Annotated in this window: 15 protein-coding genes, 1 tRNA gene and 1 pseudogene; 8 read left to right on the forward strand and 9 right to left on the reverse strand. The window is 35.0% G+C overall.

What is annotated here, in order from left to right; genetic code table 11:
- Window positions 1-124 precede the first annotated feature (124 nt).
- The 4 genes from EKL95_RS00360 to EKL95_RS00375 form a co-directional block, all read right to left on the reverse strand.
- Window positions 125-994, reverse strand: a complete 870-nt coding sequence (locus EKL95_RS00360; RefSeq protein WP_126563312.1) for a cation diffusion facilitator family transporter — start codon at window positions 992-994, stop codon at window positions 125-127.
- Between the two features lie 113 nt (window positions 995-1107).
- Window positions 1108-2418 (reverse strand): UDP-N-acetylglucosamine 1-carboxyvinyltransferase, encoded by a 1311-nt coding sequence (gene murA, locus EKL95_RS00365; protein WP_126454424.1) that lies wholly within the window; start codon window positions 2416-2418, stop codon window positions 1108-1110.
- A 104-nt stretch (window positions 2419-2522) separates the two neighbouring features.
- Complete coding sequence (locus EKL95_RS00370; protein ID WP_126463173.1) at window positions 2523-3248, reverse strand: DUF4290 domain-containing protein; 726 nt, start codon at window positions 3246-3248, stop codon at window positions 2523-2525.
- 84 nt (window positions 3249-3332) lie between these two features.
- Window positions 3333-3617, reverse strand: a complete 285-nt coding sequence (locus tag EKL95_RS00375; RefSeq protein ID WP_126463171.1) for a DUF493 family protein — start codon at window positions 3615-3617, stop codon at window positions 3333-3335.
- 147 nt (window positions 3618-3764) lie between these two features.
- Between EKL95_RS00375 and EKL95_RS00380 the strand changes: the two genes are divergently transcribed.
- The 5 genes from EKL95_RS00380 to EKL95_RS00400 all read left to right on the forward strand — a co-directional run bounded on the left by EKL95_RS00380 (window position 3765) and on the right by EKL95_RS00400 (window position 8338).
- Window positions 3765-4304 (forward strand): AAA family ATPase, encoded by a 540-nt coding sequence (locus tag EKL95_RS00380; protein WP_126463169.1) that lies wholly within the window; start codon window positions 3765-3767, stop codon window positions 4302-4304.
- A 59-nt stretch (window positions 4305-4363) separates the two neighbouring features.
- A complete protein-coding gene (locus tag EKL95_RS00385) occupies window positions 4364-6259 on the forward strand; it encodes an ATP-dependent DNA helicase RecQ (RefSeq protein WP_126555880.1) in 1896 nt (631 codons plus the stop codon).
- The gene (gene fmt, locus EKL95_RS00390; RefSeq protein WP_126555883.1) at window positions 6259-7206 is read left to right on the forward strand and encodes a methionyl-tRNA formyltransferase; all 948 of its coding nucleotides are present in this window, start codon (window positions 6259-6261) and stop codon (window positions 7204-7206) included. The genes EKL95_RS00385 and fmt overlap by 1 nt, the downstream gene beginning before the upstream one ends.
- A gap of 179 nt (window positions 7207-7385) precedes the next feature.
- Window positions 7386-7658, forward strand: a complete 273-nt coding sequence (locus EKL95_RS00395; RefSeq protein ID WP_073017033.1) for an HU family DNA-binding protein — start codon at window positions 7386-7388, stop codon at window positions 7656-7658.
- Window positions 7659-7777: 119 nt separating this feature from the next.
- Complete coding sequence (locus EKL95_RS00400; RefSeq protein WP_126454436.1) at window positions 7778-8338, forward strand: YqgE/AlgH family protein; 561 nt, start codon at window positions 7778-7780, stop codon at window positions 8336-8338.
- Here the strand turns inward: EKL95_RS00400 and EKL95_RS00405 are convergent.
- On the reverse strand, window positions 8335-9174 hold the full coding sequence (locus EKL95_RS00405) for an aminotransferase class IV (protein ID WP_126555885.1): 840 nt from the start codon (window positions 9172-9174) through the stop codon (window positions 8335-8337). The genes EKL95_RS00400 and EKL95_RS00405 overlap by 4 nt on opposite strands.
- Before the next feature lie 54 nt (window positions 9175-9228).
- Window positions 9229-9621, reverse strand: a complete 393-nt coding sequence (locus EKL95_RS00410; RefSeq protein WP_126463160.1) for an START-like domain-containing protein — start codon at window positions 9619-9621, stop codon at window positions 9229-9231.
- Window positions 9622-9773: 152 nt separating this feature from the next.
- Between EKL95_RS00410 and EKL95_RS00415 the strand changes: the two genes are divergently transcribed.
- Window positions 9774-9850 (forward strand) — tRNA-Met (locus EKL95_RS00415).
- A 182-nt stretch (window positions 9851-10032) separates the two neighbouring features.
- On the opposite strand, the gene EKL95_RS15265 is transcribed toward EKL95_RS00415, so the two are convergent.
- Entirely contained in the window at window positions 10033-10167 is a 135-nt protein-coding gene (locus EKL95_RS15265; RefSeq protein WP_255416215.1) for a hypothetical protein, read from the reverse strand.
- 648 nt (window positions 10168-10815) lie between these two features.
- Here EKL95_RS15265 and EKL95_RS15005 point away from each other — a divergent pair.
- A pseudogene (locus tag EKL95_RS15005) lies at window positions 10816-11007 on the forward strand (IS1595 family transposase); the annotation flags it as partial.
- 303 nt (window positions 11008-11310) lie between these two features.
- Complete coding sequence (locus EKL95_RS00425) at window positions 11311-11922, forward strand: Crp/Fnr family transcriptional regulator (protein ID WP_126463158.1); 612 nt, start codon at window positions 11311-11313, stop codon at window positions 11920-11922.
- Here EKL95_RS00425 and EKL95_RS00430 read toward each other — a convergent pair.
- Both EKL95_RS00430 and EKL95_RS00435 read right to left on the reverse strand, forming a co-directional pair.
- Complete coding sequence (locus EKL95_RS00430; protein WP_126463156.1) at window positions 11914-13260, reverse strand: alkaline phosphatase family protein; 1347 nt, start codon at window positions 13258-13260, stop codon at window positions 11914-11916. The genes EKL95_RS00425 and EKL95_RS00430 overlap by 9 nt on opposite strands.
- A gap of 109 nt (window positions 13261-13369) precedes the next feature.
- Entirely contained in the window at window positions 13370-16558 is a 3189-nt protein-coding gene (locus EKL95_RS00435) for a TonB-dependent receptor (protein WP_126463154.1), read from the reverse strand.
- Window positions 16559-17578 lie beyond the last annotated feature (1020 nt).

Raw genomic sequence — 17578 nt, forward strand, 5'->3', positions numbered from 1 at the left:
CAGTACAGTCGGAAAATATAACGGCATCTCGACTGCGCTCGATGTGACAAAAACATAACGAATTAAAAAAAGGCACTCGAAAATAGTTTTGGTGTCTTTTTTAGTTTTATCATACACCACAATATTAATCATTTGGTTCCACATGAATCAACACCTGTCCCAATTCCGGAATTTCCTCTAGCAAAGTATCCTTTAGTTTATGAGCCAGATCGTGTCCTTCTTTCACGGTAATATTTGAATCGACCGTAGCATGTAAATCTACATGATATTGCATGCCGGCTTTTCGAATAAAACATTTCTCGGTATCGATAATTCCGTCAACCTGAATGGAAACCATTCGGATTTGAGCTATTAAATCGTCGTATAAATGTTCGTCCATTATTTCGCCCAAAGCGGGTCTAAAAATAAGGTAACTGTTATAAAGTATGAATCCCGAAGCAAAAAGTGCAGCCCAATCATCCGCAGATTCGTAACCATCCCCTAAAATCAAGGCAATCAAAATTCCAACAAATGCCGCCACAGAAGTTATGGCATCACTGCGATGGTGCCAAGCATCAGCTCGTAGTGAGGAACTATTGGTTTGAATGCTTCTTTTCATCACCAGTCGAAACGAATATTCTTTCCAAATAATAATTGCAGCCAGAACGAGTAATGTCCATGGTTTTGGTAATTGATGTGGCGTTCCAATATTTACAATACTTTCATAGGCAATAATTGTGGCCGAAGTAATCAAAAAACCTACCACCAGAAAAGTAATCAAAGGTTCTGCTCTACCATGTCCGTACGGATGATTTTTATCCGCTGGCCTGTTGGAATATTTAATTCCGAACAACACCAAAAAAGAAGCAAAAATATCAGTCGTTGATTCAATTGCGTCTGCAATTAGTGCATACGAATTTCCGAAAAAACCGGCCAACCCTTTAATAATAGCCAGGCAAGTATTCCCTATAATGCTAAAATAAGTCGCCTTGATCGCTGTTTGTTCGCTTGACATGCGCTTTGTTTAAAGATGAAATAAAAGTAAAATCGTTTAAGTAAACCGAATTGAATTTTAGATTTAAATTCTTTCTGGCTTACTTAAACGAAAATTTTTATGATTTATGTTATTTATGCACGTACAATATTTGCACCAATAGCTCTCAATCGTTCGTCAATACGTTCGTATCCTCTGTCGATTTGTTCAATGTTTTGAATTGTACTCGTTCCTTTTGCGGAAAGCGCAGCAATCAATAATGAAATTCCCGCACGAATATCCGGTGATGACATTGTGGTGGCTTTGAGCTGCGATTTGAAATCATGCCCCATCACAACTGCTCTATGCGGATCGCACAACATAATTTTTGCTCCCATATCAATCAATTTATCCACAAAGAACAATCTGCTTTCAAACATTTTTTGGTGAATCAAAACATCACCTCTTGCCTGAGTGGCAACTACAAGCACAATACTCAATAAATCCGGAGTAAATCCAGGCCAAGGTGCATCAGCAATTGTCAAAATAGAACCGTCAATATCTGTTTTTACTTCATATCCATCTACGTGAGCAGGAATGTATATATCATCGCCACGACGTTCCAGCGTAATTCCAAGTTTTCTAAAGGTCGTAGGAATAACACCAAGGTTGTCCCAGCTGACATTTTTTATTGTAATCTCTGATTTTGTCATTGCAGCCAGGCCAATCCAGCTCCCAATTTCAATCATATCTGGAAGAATTCTATGCTCGCAACCACCTAAACTTTCAACTCCTTCAATAGTCAATAAGTTAGACCCAACTCCAGTTATTTTAGCTCCCATAGAGTTCAACATCTTACACAATTGTTGCAAGTAAGGTTCACAAGCTGCATTATACACTGTTGTTTTTCCTTTGGCCAAAACGGCAGCCATAACAATATTTGCGGTTCCGGTTACGGAGGCTTCGTCTAATAACATATCGGCCCCTTTTAACCCTTCTGCTGCTTCAACGCCATAAAAGTGATCTTCTCTGTTGTAACGAAATTTAGCGCCCAGATTGATGAATCCTTCAAAATGCGTATCCAATCTTCGGCGGCCTATTTTATCACCACCTGGTTTTGGGATATATCCTTTTCCAAATCGTGCCAAAAGTGGTCCAACAATCATAATAGAACCTCTTAAAGAACCGCCTTCTTTCTTGAATGCTTCGGTTTCCAGATACTCTATATTCACTTCATCAGCTTGAAAAGTATACGAGCCTGATCCATTTTTTTGAATTTTTACTCCTAAATTTCCTAGAAGCGTAATTAGTTTATTGATGTCAATAATATCAGGAATATTATTGATAATTACTTTTTCAGGTGTTAAAAGAACGGCACATAAAATTTGCAACGCTTCATTTTTTGCCCCTTGTGGCGTGATTTCTCCTTTTAGACTGATGCCACCTTCTATTTTGAAAATTCCCATTTTTTACAGTTATGAGTTATAAATTATTAGTTATGAGTTAAAAAGTTACGAGCTAAAAGTAATAGAACAAAATTCAAAACTTATAACTCCAATTTATAACTGACTTACAAAGGTTTCCTATTTTGGTTCTTGTGAATCGGATTTGGTTTTCCTGTTTTTGTATTCTTATTGCTAAGAATTTTGGGTTGTCCTACCGGCAATATTTTATTCGAAACCCGCTTATTGGTTCGTAATAAATCAGTGGTATTTAATAATTCCTCTGAACTTTGAATCAAATTCAACTTGCCATCGGAGAGTTCAAATAAATGTTCAAAAATGACATCATCTTTTACTGTGTCTTTGTTCCAACTCAAATATGATTTTTTCATGTGATTGGCAATTACTTTCACCAAGGCACTTTTCATATCGCCATCTTCCCATTTATTGGCCACGTCAATCATGTATTTTATGTTGTTGCCGTAATACCTGTATTTAGGAAAATTCTGAGGATAACTCAACACATCCGGTTTCAGCTGTAAGACTTCGCGAGATGGAGTTGGGTAGGGCGAATCCGCCACTAGTTTAAAATCAGACATTATGAAAATTTGATCCCATAATTTGTGCTGAAAATCAGGAACATCACGCAAATGCGGATTCAAGCTGCCCATGACCTGAATAATGTATTTTGCCGCTTTATTGCGTTCTACATCATCTTCAATTTTAGTTGCCTGATCAATTAATTTTTGCAAATGACGCCCGTACTCCGGAATAATCAAATGCGATCGCTCTGCATTGTATTCCAAATGATGCACTACATCGTTCGCATTTTCTTTACTATATTTTGAATTCATATTTGAATGTATATTTTTTTGATTTACGTGTTTTCTTTTTCGAATAGTGGAATCATTCGAACACCCATCCCAATTTTTTTATATCTAAAGAGAAACAATGCCTTTTATTGTAGAGACTTCTAGGTATTTATCTACTATTTCTTGTGCATCTTTCACAGTCACATCAACAGATATACTGGTAAATTTGCCTGTTTTGGATTTTGTGGTTTTGATAACTGCTCCCATACAATCAAAAGCCAACTCAACGCGTTCTACATTATCACTTTCTGTTGGCACAATAAATTTAAATAAATATTCTGCTGGCCATGTATTGCTCATATCCAACTCTACTTTTAATCTATCGTAAAATTCTTCCGTCTTCTTATCCATTTTTTATTTAAAAATAAAGGCAAATATACGGTTTCAAACGTGAATTATGAATTTTGAAATATGATTTTTTGTCTAATCGCACTTTAACCGCAATGATTTTTTCAAATCCCAATAAGTTTAAGTAAATTTGCCCCTTATTTTTTAAAAGTGCAGAAAGAAATTATAGTTATCATTGGCGGTCCAGGAACCGGTAAAACTACTATCATCGATGGATTGATAGCTCAGGGACATTGTTGTTATCCCGAAATTTCCCGGGAAGTAACATTGGAAGCAAAAAAACAAGGAATCGAGCAATTATTCCTAGAAAAACCACTGTTATTCAGCGAATTGCTTCTTGAAGGAAGAAAAAAACAATTTCAAAATGCTTCTAAAGAAATCCACGATATTGTATTTATAGACAGAGGAATTCCGGATGTTTTGGCCTATATGCATTACATAGGCGATAGTTATCCTGCTACTTTTGATACGGCTTGCCGCGAACACACCTACTCAAAAATATTCATACTCCCACCTTGGGAAGAAATTTATATCAGCGACCACGAACGTTATGAAAACTTCGAACAAGCGAAACTCATCTACAATCATCTCACTGAAACCTATGAAAATTATGGGTACAAACTCATAGAAGTTCCAAAAGATACGATGGATAACCGAATTCTTTTTATCTTAGATGAAATTTCCAGATAGTCTGCAGGTTTAGGATCTATGCTTTGGACTGTTTTTCAATGAAATGAAATCTATACTCTATGCAAGAAGCAGAAGCTATTCTTCAAAAATATTGGAAGCACAACAAATTCAGGTCACTGCAAAAGGAAATCATCGATTCCGTTTTAAGTGGTCAAGATACTTTTGCATTGATGCCAACCGGCGGTGGAAAATCAATTTGTTTCCAGATTCCGGCAATGATGAAAGAAGGCATTTGCCTGGTTATCTCGCCATTGGTAGCGCTCATGAAAGATCAAGTCGCCAATTTGCAACAGCGAAACATCAAAGCCATAGCGCTGACAGGCGGAATTCGATCCGAAGAAATGATTGATTTATTGGACAATTGCCAATTCGGAAATTACAAATTCCTTTATTTATCGCCAGAGCGTCTTCAATCCGATTGGATTTTAGAACGAATAAAAAATCTTCCCATCCATTTAATCACAATCGATGAAGCGCATTGCGTTTCCCAATGGGGACATGATTTCCGACCAGCTTATTTAAAAATTTCAGAACTAAAAAAGCATTTTCCAACAGTACCATTTTTAGCCTTAACCGCTACTGCAACGCCAAGAGTCAAAAAAGATATCATCGCAGAACTGGGACTACATAAACCACAGATTTTTGAAAAATCATTTGCCAGAGAAAATATTGCTTATATGATTTTTGAGGTCGAGGATAAACTGTTCCGAATCGAACAAATCCTGAAGAAAAATCCACAACCTTCCATAATATATGTACGAAACAGGAAATCGTGTCTGGATATTTCCTCTCAATTGAATTCATTAGGATTTAAAGCTACGTATTATCACGGCGGACTTTCGTCCAAAGAAAAAGATAAAAACATGGAATCCTGGATGAATGAGGATGTACAGGTTATTGTGGCAACCAATGCTTTTGGAATGGGAATTGACAAAGCCAATGTAAAAACGGTCATTCACATTCAGCTTCCGGAAAATATGGAAAATTATTATCAGGAAGCCGGACGTGCGGGTAGAAACGGAGAAAGAGCTTTTGCGGTTTTATTAACCAGTCCCTCTGACATCATTCAGGCTCAAAGCCAATTTATCACTATTCTTCCTGATAAAAAGTTTTTGAATCTCATGTATGTCAAGCTTTGCAACTATTTTCAAATCGCTTACGGAGAAGGAATCAATGAACAGTTTACCTTCAATTTACATCATTTTTGTTTAAAATATGAATTCCCAACCTTAAAAACGTACCATGCAATGCAATTCCTGGACCGACAAGGAATTATTAGCCTGTCTCAAGAATTTTCAGAAAAAATCACCATGCAGTTTCTTATTCCCTCCAAAGAAGTGATTCGGTATATGAGTTTAAATCCAAATGACGAGGAAATTATTTTAGCCATTTTGCGCACGTATCCGGGAATTTACGAAATGCAAACAGCATTCAACCTGCAACTGATTGCTAAAAAATCAAACCATAAGGAAACTGAAATTCAGGCTGTTTTACATAAATTAAAAGAAAAGAAAATTATAGAGTACCATTCGAAAAATAATGACGCCACATTAATTTTCAATGAAGTTCGGGAAGATGACAGAACCATCAATCGAGTTTCGAAGCATTTAGAAAATCAAAATCAGTTAAAAAAAGAACAGCTTCAATCCGTAATTCAGTATATAAGTGAAAAAAAAGTATGCAAAAATAAGTTGATTCTAAATTATTTTGGCGAAAAAACAACCGTTGATTGCGGCGTTTGCTCCTTTTGCATTACTAAAAAAATAAAGAAAAAAGAGGTATCGGTACTTTCCAAAGAAATAATTGCGTTATTACAAGCAGAAGATTTAAACTCAAGAGACATTCAAAATAAAACTAAAAATAGTCCAGACGAAGTTATCTTTGTACTTCAGGATTTACTAGAAAACAACACAATTTTGGTTAAACCAAATAATAAATATACTTTACGATCATAATGAAAAAATTACGAATAGTTTTTATGGGTACGCCCGAATTTGCCGTGGGAATATTAGACACGATACTTAAAAACAACTACGAAGTCGTAGGTGTCATTACTGCTGCAGACAAACCTGCAGGTCGCGGACAAAAATTAAAATACTCAGCAGTAAAGGAATACGCACTAGCCAATAATCTAACTTTATTGCAGCCTTTAAACTTAAAAGACGAAACTTTTTTAGCTGAATTAAAAGCGTTGAATGCTAATTTGCAAACTGTAGTTGCGTTTAGAATGCTGCCAAAAGTAGTTTGGGAAATGCCCTCTTTAGGCACTTTTAATCTTCATGCTTCGCTCCTGCCGAATTATCGCGGCGCGGCACCCATAAACTGGGCAATCATTAATGGAGAAACTAAAACTGGTGTCACCACTTTTTTTATCGATGATAAAATTGATACAGGCGCAATGATTTTAAGTTCGGAAATTCCAATTGATGAAACCGAAAATGCGGGACATTTGCATGACCGATTAATGGAATTAGGAAGCGAGACCGTTATTGACACTTTGGCACTGATCGAAAAAGGAAGTGTATCGACAGTGATTCAAAAAGACACCAACGATATCAAAACAGCCTACAAACTCAACAAAGAGAATTGCAAAATAGACTGGACAAAATCAGCGCAGGAAATAAACAATCTGATCCGAGGTTTGAGTCCGTACCCAGCGGCTTGGAGTTACTTTGGCGACAAGAGTGAAGAGTGGAATGTAAAGCTATACGAAGCCAAAATAATCACTGAGGAACATAATTATGCTGTCGGGAGTTTAATTTGCACCAAAAAAGAAATGAGGGTAGCTGTAAAAAAAGGATTTATCCAAATACTTACTCTACAGTTTCCAGGCAAAAAGAAAATGAATACTTCTGAATTTCTGAACGGGATTGTATTTTCTGTTGACGCAAAAGTCTATTAACACCAACAAAAAGGGCACCTCATACACTTTAACAAGAAACAATCTTTACTTTATCAACAAAAAAAATAAGTTATCAACAAAATACTCTAAATTAACACAAAACGCTTGCAAGGAACGTATTTCCTACTAAATTTGTGTATTAACAATTTTTTTTAACCAACAATTAATAACTAATTATTATGAACAAATCAGAATTAATCGATGCTATCGCTGCTGATGCAGGAATTACAAAAGCTGCAGCAAAATTAGCTTTAGAGTCATTTTTAGGTAACGTAGGCGGAACTTTGAAAAAAGGTGGAAGAGTATCTTTAGTAGGTTTCGGATCATGGTCAGTATCTGCCAGAGCTGCAAGAGACGGTAGAAATCCTCAAACAGGAAAAACTATTCAAATCGCTGCTAAGAATGTAGTGAAATTTAAAGCTGGAGCAGAATTAGAAGGTGCAGTAAACTAATTTTTATCCTTCCTAAATATAATAAAACCTTCCATCTGGAAGGTTTTTTTATACGTTTCAACGATTTTATATGGCGCCCTTAAAATAAAAAACCTAAATTTAATGAAAAATCTAATCCGATGATAACAGATAAGATAAAAAAAGGATATTTGCTTATAGCAGAGCCTAAGATAATTGGGGATTTATCATTCAATAGATCGGTAATTTTATTAGCTGATTATAATGAAGAAGGATCCGTAGGGTTCATAATTAATAAACCTTTAAAGTACACTATCCACGATTTAATTCCGGAGATAGCGGCACGATTTAAGATTTATAATGGTGGTCCAGTAGAACAAGACAACTTGTATTTCATTCATAATATCCCTGAATTAATTCCAAATAGCATTGAAATATCTAACGGAATATATTGGGGTGGTGACTTTGAAGCGACTAAAGAGCTCATCAATAAAGGAGAAATAAGCAAAGACAATATCCGATTCTTTTTAGGTTATACCGGCTGGCATGAAAACCAACTAGAAAGCGAAATGGAAAGTCGCTCGTGGATTATAACGGCAAACAGCTATGAAAACAAAATAATTGGAACATCAGCCACTCATTTCTGGAAAGAACAGATTATGGAATTAGGCGGCGAATACCTCATCTGGTCTAATGCTCCGGAAAATCCATACCTAAATTAAGTATTTCGGACTATTTCGTTGAGTTTTTCTAATAATTGAGTCGATACGGGAGTCGTAAATATTTTTTTGCGGTATCGCGTTATGGGTTGAATGCCTTTTATTACGTTCGTTATAAATAATTCATCCGCTTTTTGCAGGTCAAACGGAGAGATCACTTCCTCGACAACCTCTAAAGTTTCTATTTTTTTAGCCAGACTTAAAATCTGTTTTCTCATGACGCCGTTTAAACACCCCTCAGAAACCGGAGGCGTAATCAATTTATCACCCATTAGCATAAAGATATTCCCCTGCAATGCTTCTACTACATTCTTGCTATCATTGAGTAATAAGCAATTGTCCAAGCCATTTTCATTAGCGAAAATACTTCCTGTTATATTGATAATTTTATTAGTCGTTTTGATCGACGATAGCAATTGTTTTGTGATATAGAAGTCTTTGTATAAATCTACCTCATATTCTTTCTTTTCAATTGAATACAAAGTGTTCTCAAGCGCTATTGAATGGATCAAAAAAGAAACCGTATTATTTTGCGGCAAATAATACCCGCCATCGTTTCTATATACTGTAATTCTGGCTCGGGAGGAAAGAGAGAGACCCGTTTTTTTTACTAAAGAGAGAATTTGTTCCTCCAGGTATTCCATGGTGAAATTCATTGGGATTTCCATACGCACCACCCGCATAGAAGACATTAACCTGAAATAATGATCTTCTAGAAAAAGAATTGTATTATTTACTATTTTAACTGTTTCAAAAACACCGTCACCATATAGAAAAGCACGGTTTTGAAACAATACATTGGTGTCCTGAGACACAATAGTTCCATTAAAATTAATCATAAAGAAGCCCTAAATTTTATTCAAGGCAAATATAAGTCATAAAATATGATTTTACTATACAGATCCTATTAGATGTTTAAGATCCGATATTTGATTTTCCCACAGTAATGTGGCCTCGTCTACCTCGTCTTTTTCAGCAAAATCTACTACCATTAAAGAAACGTCTTTAGTGAGTTCATCTACTAAAATATGCAATTCAAAAAAGTACTCCGTGTCTTTACTATTCTCGTCGACCCACTTGAATTTTACTTTCTCACCTGCTTTCTTAGAGGCAAGCCTTGCTTTTTCTTCGGAATCCTTCCAAATAAAAGTAAAAAATTCACCACGAGAGTTTACATTATCTGCAAACCATTCAGACAAACCTGATGGAGTAGAGATATACTGATACAATAATTGTGGAGAAGAATTTATGGGAAACTCGATTTCGTAACGTACTTTTTGATCCATGACCTACATTTAATTTTTCGGAAATATATAGAATATAACTACATAAAAAAAGTGTTTTTAAAAATATATTTTTTTATTAAAAATATAGTTGCATCCAATATTTTTATTTTTATATTTGCACCCGCATTCAGGGAAGGTTTTTCCCTAATTATGGCGAGATAGCTCAGTCGGTTAGAGCGCAGGATTCATAACCCTGAGGTCCCGAGTTCAAATCTCGGTCTCGCTACCAAAGCAAAAACCCTAACATCAATATGTTAGGGTTTTTTATTGGAAATAATTCAAAAAACATCGCCCTCTGATTACTCCAGTGAGCACCGAAGTGACGAATTTTATGAATTGAGCTGATAATTCTTTAAGTATGATACAGACACGGCAAACATGCAATGTAGTTTTCATGTGTACCTTTTCTGTTTAGCCAAATATCTTAATTTCCAAAGTCCCGTTTGCGATCACAGATGGAAGTTTAGGATCTAAGTACTTTTTCAAAACTTCATTAGAAGAATGCGGTGATACCATTTTAGTTTCGCCTCCCATTGCTCTTGCCATTCAAGTAAAATAGGTTTTCCGAAAAATTTTCAAACGATACACTTTATTAATTCCGGTGCTTTTCCAATAGAATGTACATGATATTGTCGAGAGGTTATATTCGCATTTATCGTAAACTAATTTCCGTTAACGGGATTCTTGTTTACTGTATCAAAATTACTTTTCTGTATGAAAAATACAAAATAAAACCATTAATCCTTGTCAACGGTAGAAAAAAACGTAAACGCAAGGAGGTGCTTGACATCAAAGTGATTTATTAAATTTCTTGTTTATAGGATAAATTTCAAATATCACTAAAAGTGGGTATTGTAAAATCATTGGGAATCTCCTTTATTTACATTTCCGCAATCAAAGCATTCTATTTTGATTTAAAATAAATGTAACGAAACTTTAAATAAAAAAATTTCACCCAAATGTGGAAAACCGTAAAGAAAGAATTGTTTTTGGATGTAGGTTTGAAAAAGTTTAAAAACAACTCACTAAAACAGAAATTGAAGTTAATAGACTAGTAAAAATTAATCCTGCCATCATCAACCTTATTAGAACTTTTGATTTACTGGATAGTGATAATAAGATTGGAAATATTGATTGATATTTAGTCAACGCTTACACTTCTATTTCCCAAATTACAGTTCCTAAACGCTCTCTTATGACCTAACACAAATATTAGTTGATGAACGGTCTAATTTTAAAGCATAACATCTTATAATTCATCAAGTGAAATCTTGGATACCAACAGCTTATTCTTGGATAGGTGAGACTAATATTAACAGCTATTTTCATGAATTTTATTACCGAATTAATCGTTCTCAAAACAAAGACACAATCTTTAATAATTAAATCAAAAGGATGGTGAAATCAGAGAATATTACTCATCAAGAAATACTATGTGATTAAATACCGACCTCAATAAACTTATACCACTAGAGCAGATGTAGAGATCTATTTAAATTTGGGACAATAAAAAAAAGGCATTCAGCCCTAAATTAGAAGACAATTGAAGAGTTCTAGAAACAGAAAAATAATTTTAAAAATGTTGTTTAACTAATACTGCAGGTTTAATTTTATATACATAATGTTTATATAACTTAGGAATACTCTTAGTCATTTACTTTTACTATTATTATCAAAAATCAGTAAAGAATGCAACGTCCCAATAATGAGTATTACAAATCCTTTAATTTTTATTGTTATTTAAAAACCAATCTACAAAATGAAAGAAGTATTGAAAATATTGAAAGTGTAATAGAAAAACATACTTATGTTTACCAACCACCTTATGACGAAGGATTTATTTACGAGATAGTTTCAGGAGCTGTAAAATTAGGAAGTTATTCTGAACAAGGAGAGGAGTTTGTTTACGATATTTTGCACAAAGGTGATTTTTTTGGAAATCTAAGATATCTGAACATGCAGTTCTTTGAATTTTCAAAAACCTTGATAGACACTAAAATAAGAAAATATGAAATTTCTTTTTTTAAAAAAACGATAAGCAACGACCCTTATCTATCGGATTGGTTTTTATCCTATCTTACAAAGCGTTGGTGTATTTCAGAAATGAAAATGGGAAATATTACGGGAAATAAAATTGAAGACAGAATTTCATTTGTAAGGAAGTTTTTCAATATTGAAGTTCATGATGCAAAGGGAGAGCAATTTTTACTTTTCAAGCTATTGACTCAAAAAGATGTGGGTGACCTTTCTGGGGCCACCCGACAAACTATTTCAACCATACTTAAGAAAAAATCAATTTGAAGCTTTGAGAATTCCTGGAAATAGGACTCCATCTTCTGTTTTAAAGTTTAAATCTAGTAATTCACTCACTAATGGAGCTATATCTTCCAGTCCCATTTTTGGCACTTCTTTTCCGGAAGAAATTCCAGCACCCCAAGCTACAAAACCAGTTTCTATTTGCTTGAAATCAGGAAAATAACCATGCGTACCGCCACTTCTTGCAGTGATAACTTTACCCTTAGTAGAAGCTGACATAGTTACACCAGGTATCGGAGCAAGTGCGAGAATAGCATTAGGATCTGCTCCGATGGCATCTAGTTCTGGTCTTTCTACAATGCGAAATAGTTTTTTATAGGAGTTTGGTAAGGAATGCAATTTTTTTCGAATTTTGTCTAAGGTCACTTTATCTTTTTTATCTTTTAACATTAAAAAAGCAGCTGCGCCTGAAGTATGAAATTTTGCTTTCCAGAGTGTCGTGTTTTCTTGCAATAAACCGTCTTCTTTTAGCCATATATTTGGACTTATAGCGGAGTGTATATCAACAAATCCATGATCACCAACGATTATAAAAGTAGTTTCTTCACTAATTTTAGCTCTTTCAGCGGCCTCTTTAATCTTACCAATGGCGCGATCTATTGCTGCAATTGAAGTAAAGACTTTTTCACCATTCCTGCCTTGTTCGTGCTGAAAATGATCTGTTGCAATTAAATGAATGGTCATTAAATTGGGTTTGTACTTTTCAAGTAAATAGGCACCCATTTCCCCTGTACGATCTTCACGGTTTAAATAGTCACCATTAAAGGTAATGGTATCCATTTTTCCTAAAACAGCAAGCTCCATTTCTTTTAAGAGTCCTTTGGGTGTTTCATTATCTTCCATGGGCTTTATTCTCCCATAACTACTATCTAAAGTCCAAACTTCTGGAATGTTATAATCTATTGGCGCACCCACAGAAACAGGCCATATAAGACTTGCACTTGTTTTTCCGGATTTTCGTACGGCATCCCAAAGGGTTTCGGTTTTAATTAAATTGCTTTCCCAATACCAACGTCCTGTTTGTCCTTCTGGTTCAAAAGGGCTATTATAATAAATACCATGAGTCGCTGGATAAGCACCTGTAATTATGGTCGTATGGGAAGGGTAGGTTACGGACGGGAACACACTTCGCACCCCTAATGCATAAGTACCCTCTTTTACCATACTTTTAAGATTGGGTGCTGGCCACTTTTCTTCAAGGTAAAATTCTGGTCGGAAACCATCAATAGAAATTAAAACAACATATTTCGACATTGCTTTATCTTGTGCTTTAACGGCGAAATTAAGTTGTGTAACTAGAAGTAATAAAAGAATTTTTTTCATTTTTAAAGTATTTATTTGATAATTTTAACGAATTGTAACATCATATTCATGGCTTGATATAAAAAGAACTGGGCTTGATTTGCCCAAGTTATTTTTAAAAAACGCTTAATTAAAAAGAGTATCGTACTCCTAATTGCAAACGCCAGGGAGTACCATTGATGGGTTCAGCTGCCACACCTGTGTTAACGTTGTACTGGTAGCTATTAGTTGCCTGGTCAAAACCAGTTGTATTCATTAAATTTGTTGTTCTGCCGAAATTATTATTTCTTCCCCATTCTTTATTTACCAGGTTCATAAAGTTGAAAACGTCAGCCGATAATTCTAAAGCTTGTTTGGTCTTTGGAATTTTAAAACTTTTTAGAAGTCTTAAATCTACTAGGGCTCTAAAAGGGTTCTTTCCGCCGTTACGCTCTGCAAAAGAACCAAAGCTTTCTCTCAAATACTTTTTAAATCCATCTGGAGTTTCTGGGTTATTTAATATTTCGTTGTAGCCATCAATAATGTTTTGAGGAGTATTAGGGTTGTTGGGATCAAAAACATAGGCAATTTCATTGCTTAAATTAAAGTCGCCATTCGTACTTCTGTTACCTCCAGATTGAAAAGAATATCGTGAACCTCCATCTCCAATGATAGTGGCACCTAAAGTAAACCCTTTCCAAGTAGGTGAGGCACCGTTAACAACCAATTTAGTATCAAAGTGATTATCTGAAAACCCATAATTAAGGTCTCTTGGATCTCCAGAGACTGGAAGAAAAGTAGATGTATTTCCCACACAACAATTATAGGATGAATTATCTTTAGAGGTGTTTACTGTGAAGCTAGCATTTACATAACCATCTTTTCCAATTCTTGCAGTTCCTTCCAAAACGAAAGCTAGATTGTCCAAGACTCCATCAGAAGTTAATACTAAAGTTCTTCCTACTTGATCCGAAATTCTAGAGTTGATCCAGTCCGCTCTACCGTTTGAAGGAATAGTATTCGCTGGCACAAAAACCTCTCTTCCTTCATTAGACGTAAGAAAAAATGGCTCAGGAACTAAATTTGCTTCTTGGTAAACATAATTATTAGTAGTATGACTAACAATTGCATTTAATCCTAAGCTGTACCGATCTCCAAAAAAGTGAGTGTAATTAATATTTGCTTTATAAATTGTTGGCACATTAAAATCAGGGCTTACTGCATTTATCGTTGAAAATGGCGTTACTCCTGCTGGTACACCTGGTGCTGTGCTGGGATCATTTCTATACGATGGGAAATTTGGCACAGGCACGTTTGCACCAGTAACATCTATAGCACCTAACAAAGTACCGCTGTTTTGAATATTATTTACTTGCGCATAATAGTGTGGTTGTGCACTAAAAACACCTCCGCCAAGTCTGAAAACATCTTTATTTTCACCCTTTACATTCCATGTCAACTGAAACCTTGGTTGAATATTATTGAAATCTTCTGGTTTTTGATCCGTTCGTATTCCTAGTTCCTCAAACACCAAAGGGTTGAATTCTGCGGAATCTAGAAAAGCCGTTGCATCATAGCGAACTCCAGCACTAAAATTCAAATTCGGATTAATATCAAACTCTACTTGAGCAAAAAGCGATAGATCTAATACCGTTTGTTTTACTAATGAGGACCCTTTTAGTGGAACTTCTCTTGCGTATCTCGAGGGATTTAAATTTTCAAAATCATCTAACGAATCGAAGAAAAACCGACCATTTTGCTCGTTAGATAATTGCGTTTCTAGATAGGTAACTAAATTATCTGTTCCAAAAGTAAAATTATATTTACCAGCGCTAACATAGGTGGTGTTTGCAAATTGGAGTTGCTTTTCCAGATTTGTTTCTGGGGAATAACGCTGACCACCTAATTGTACACTTAAATTTCTATTGTTTCCATTTGGTAAAACGGATTGTACTTGCACTATTGCTCTTGGTATATTTTGTGATGGTAGTTCTGAACTTGGTCCAAAAATACGTTCTGAACGTTGATACTGAACTTTAAGCTCGTTGGTTACACTAGGAGAAAACATAGAGCGTAAGGATAGAAAAGTGCTATTCTCTTGAGAATTAAAATTAGAAAATGATTCTGCAACTTCAATATTTGAGTCATCACTAACGCTAAAAGGATTGTCCCATTTGTTGTAAAGATTTCTAAGCGTTAATCTGTGTTTATCATTAATCTGCCAGTCTAACTTTAAGAATAAGTTGTTTGCTTCAGTAACTCTATCAAATTGCCCTATTTGCTGAGAATTACTTAAGCCATAACTGTCTCTTCCTATTTGTAAAAAACGATCTAAATTTGCCTGCGAAATTCCTAAACGGTTGGCATCGTCATCATTCTGGATATTTGCTATAAATTGCGGATCACCGGCATCTTGTCGTTCATATACCATGAAAAAGTGTAATTTATCTTTTACAATTGGTCCACCCAGACTAAAGCCGTACTGGGAATTGTAGAAGTCTGCATTCCTTTCTTGTCCTTGTATCGTAAATTTACTTTGGAGTGCATCTGCCCTATGATAGAAAAAAGTACTACCACTAAATTCATTAGTTCCCGATTTCGTTACTGAGGTAATAGAACCCCCACCTTGGCGACCTTGTGCAACGTCATAATCATTTGTGGACACTTCAAATTCTCTAATTGCTTCTTGAGAAATGGTATACGGGCCGCCACCAATTTCGCCTGCTGTTAAGGTATTTCTAAAATTAACCCCGTCGATTGTCACATTTGTAGAGGTACGTCTTTGCCCGCCCAAATTAATATCTCCTCCTCCTTGTAATGGAGATAAACTAGTTAACCTTGTGAAGTTTCTACCTTCTGTGGGTAGGTTTTTAATCTGCCCGGCTCCAATTTTTGTTGAAGATCCAATTTGTTGTATTCTTTTAGACAAATTGTTTGAGGATATCACAACTTCATCTAGAGCAGTCGTCGACTCTTGTAAAATGAAATCTACCGTTAAAACGTCACTTAAATTTAAGGTAAAACCTTCCTGAGTTCTCTCCTGATAGACAAAATATTGAGCTATGACCGTATAAGGTCCACCAAGGGGAAGTTGCTGTATTTTGTAACTTCCTTCTTCATTACTAATAGATCCAGTAGTAAATCCGGTAGCATTATTCTTAACAATAATCGTTGCGCCAATTAAAGGCTCGCCATTTAAATCTTTCACAGTTCCCTTAATAGAGGCATTGGTAGCTTGACCGTAAGAGAAAAGCATACCGAAGCAAATTGCCAAGAAGGTAAGACCAAATTTAATTTTTTGTCGGTGATTTTTGTTGTTTAAAAAGTTTTTTGTTTTCATATTTTTAATTTATTGAGCGAAACTATTTTAATATCAATTGAAACACATGTTAAGTTTTAACATGAACCAACATCTTAACTTTGACTTTCATATTTTTTAATACTGTCATCCGAAAGTCTAAAATAAAAAATGTCTGAGAATCTCATATTTTTGTTTTTGCAAAATAAATAATGGTCCTATTCAGACGCAGCAAATACACCAAAAAACCTGTGATTCGACGAATTATTGACTTGGGACCCTGCTGGATGCTTGAATCTTGTGCCAAACAACACAAAAGCTATACAGGGTGCAGTAAGTAAAAGACTTATGATCAATTTGTAGACCTAACTTACGGACAGCTAAATAAATGCTATACTTTGGAAGATATTCACGCTGTAATAGGGGTCAGCGAGACCTTTATTAAGGGTTTATGATAACTGTGAAGGGAATAAAATATTTTGTTTTACATATTAAAAACACTCATGTAAAAGTCTAGAATCCAAAATTTTCAACGAATTAAATAAAATCCATAATAAGTAAATTAACATTCATTAATTTTCATTAATTTAACTTAAACTTTTACTATCAATCGTGCACGAATTTGTACACGATTACTTAATTTTCTAGCTCTGCAACAGTATATAACTTGGTGTTTAATTGATAAAAACATCAAATTCATAACCTTGAGGTCCCGAGTTCAAATCTCGGTCTCGCTACCAAAGCAAAACCCTAACATCAATATGTTAGGGTTTTTTATTGTTTATCCAGTAGACCCCTAAGACCTCAACTACAGGAATGATGTTTTATGCTCCGAAAACAAATAAAAAACAAAAACTTTTTTGGACGCTAACCAGAGCAACATCCAGAATTGCACGCTATAAACTACTGATTTTTATATTGGAGTACCTGAATTTATAAAACCCGTTCACTTGAATGTTTATAATTATTACCGTTCCAACTGTTATTTTATGTTTCTTTCCAAAAATAAACGGTACTTTAGGGTCACTTTTCTAAGCGTATACACCCAACAATAAAGTCACA

This window comes from Flavobacterium sp. LB2P53 (genome assembly GCF_003970305.1).
Lineage (GTDB): Bacteria > Bacteroidota > Bacteroidia > Flavobacteriales > Flavobacteriaceae > Flavobacterium.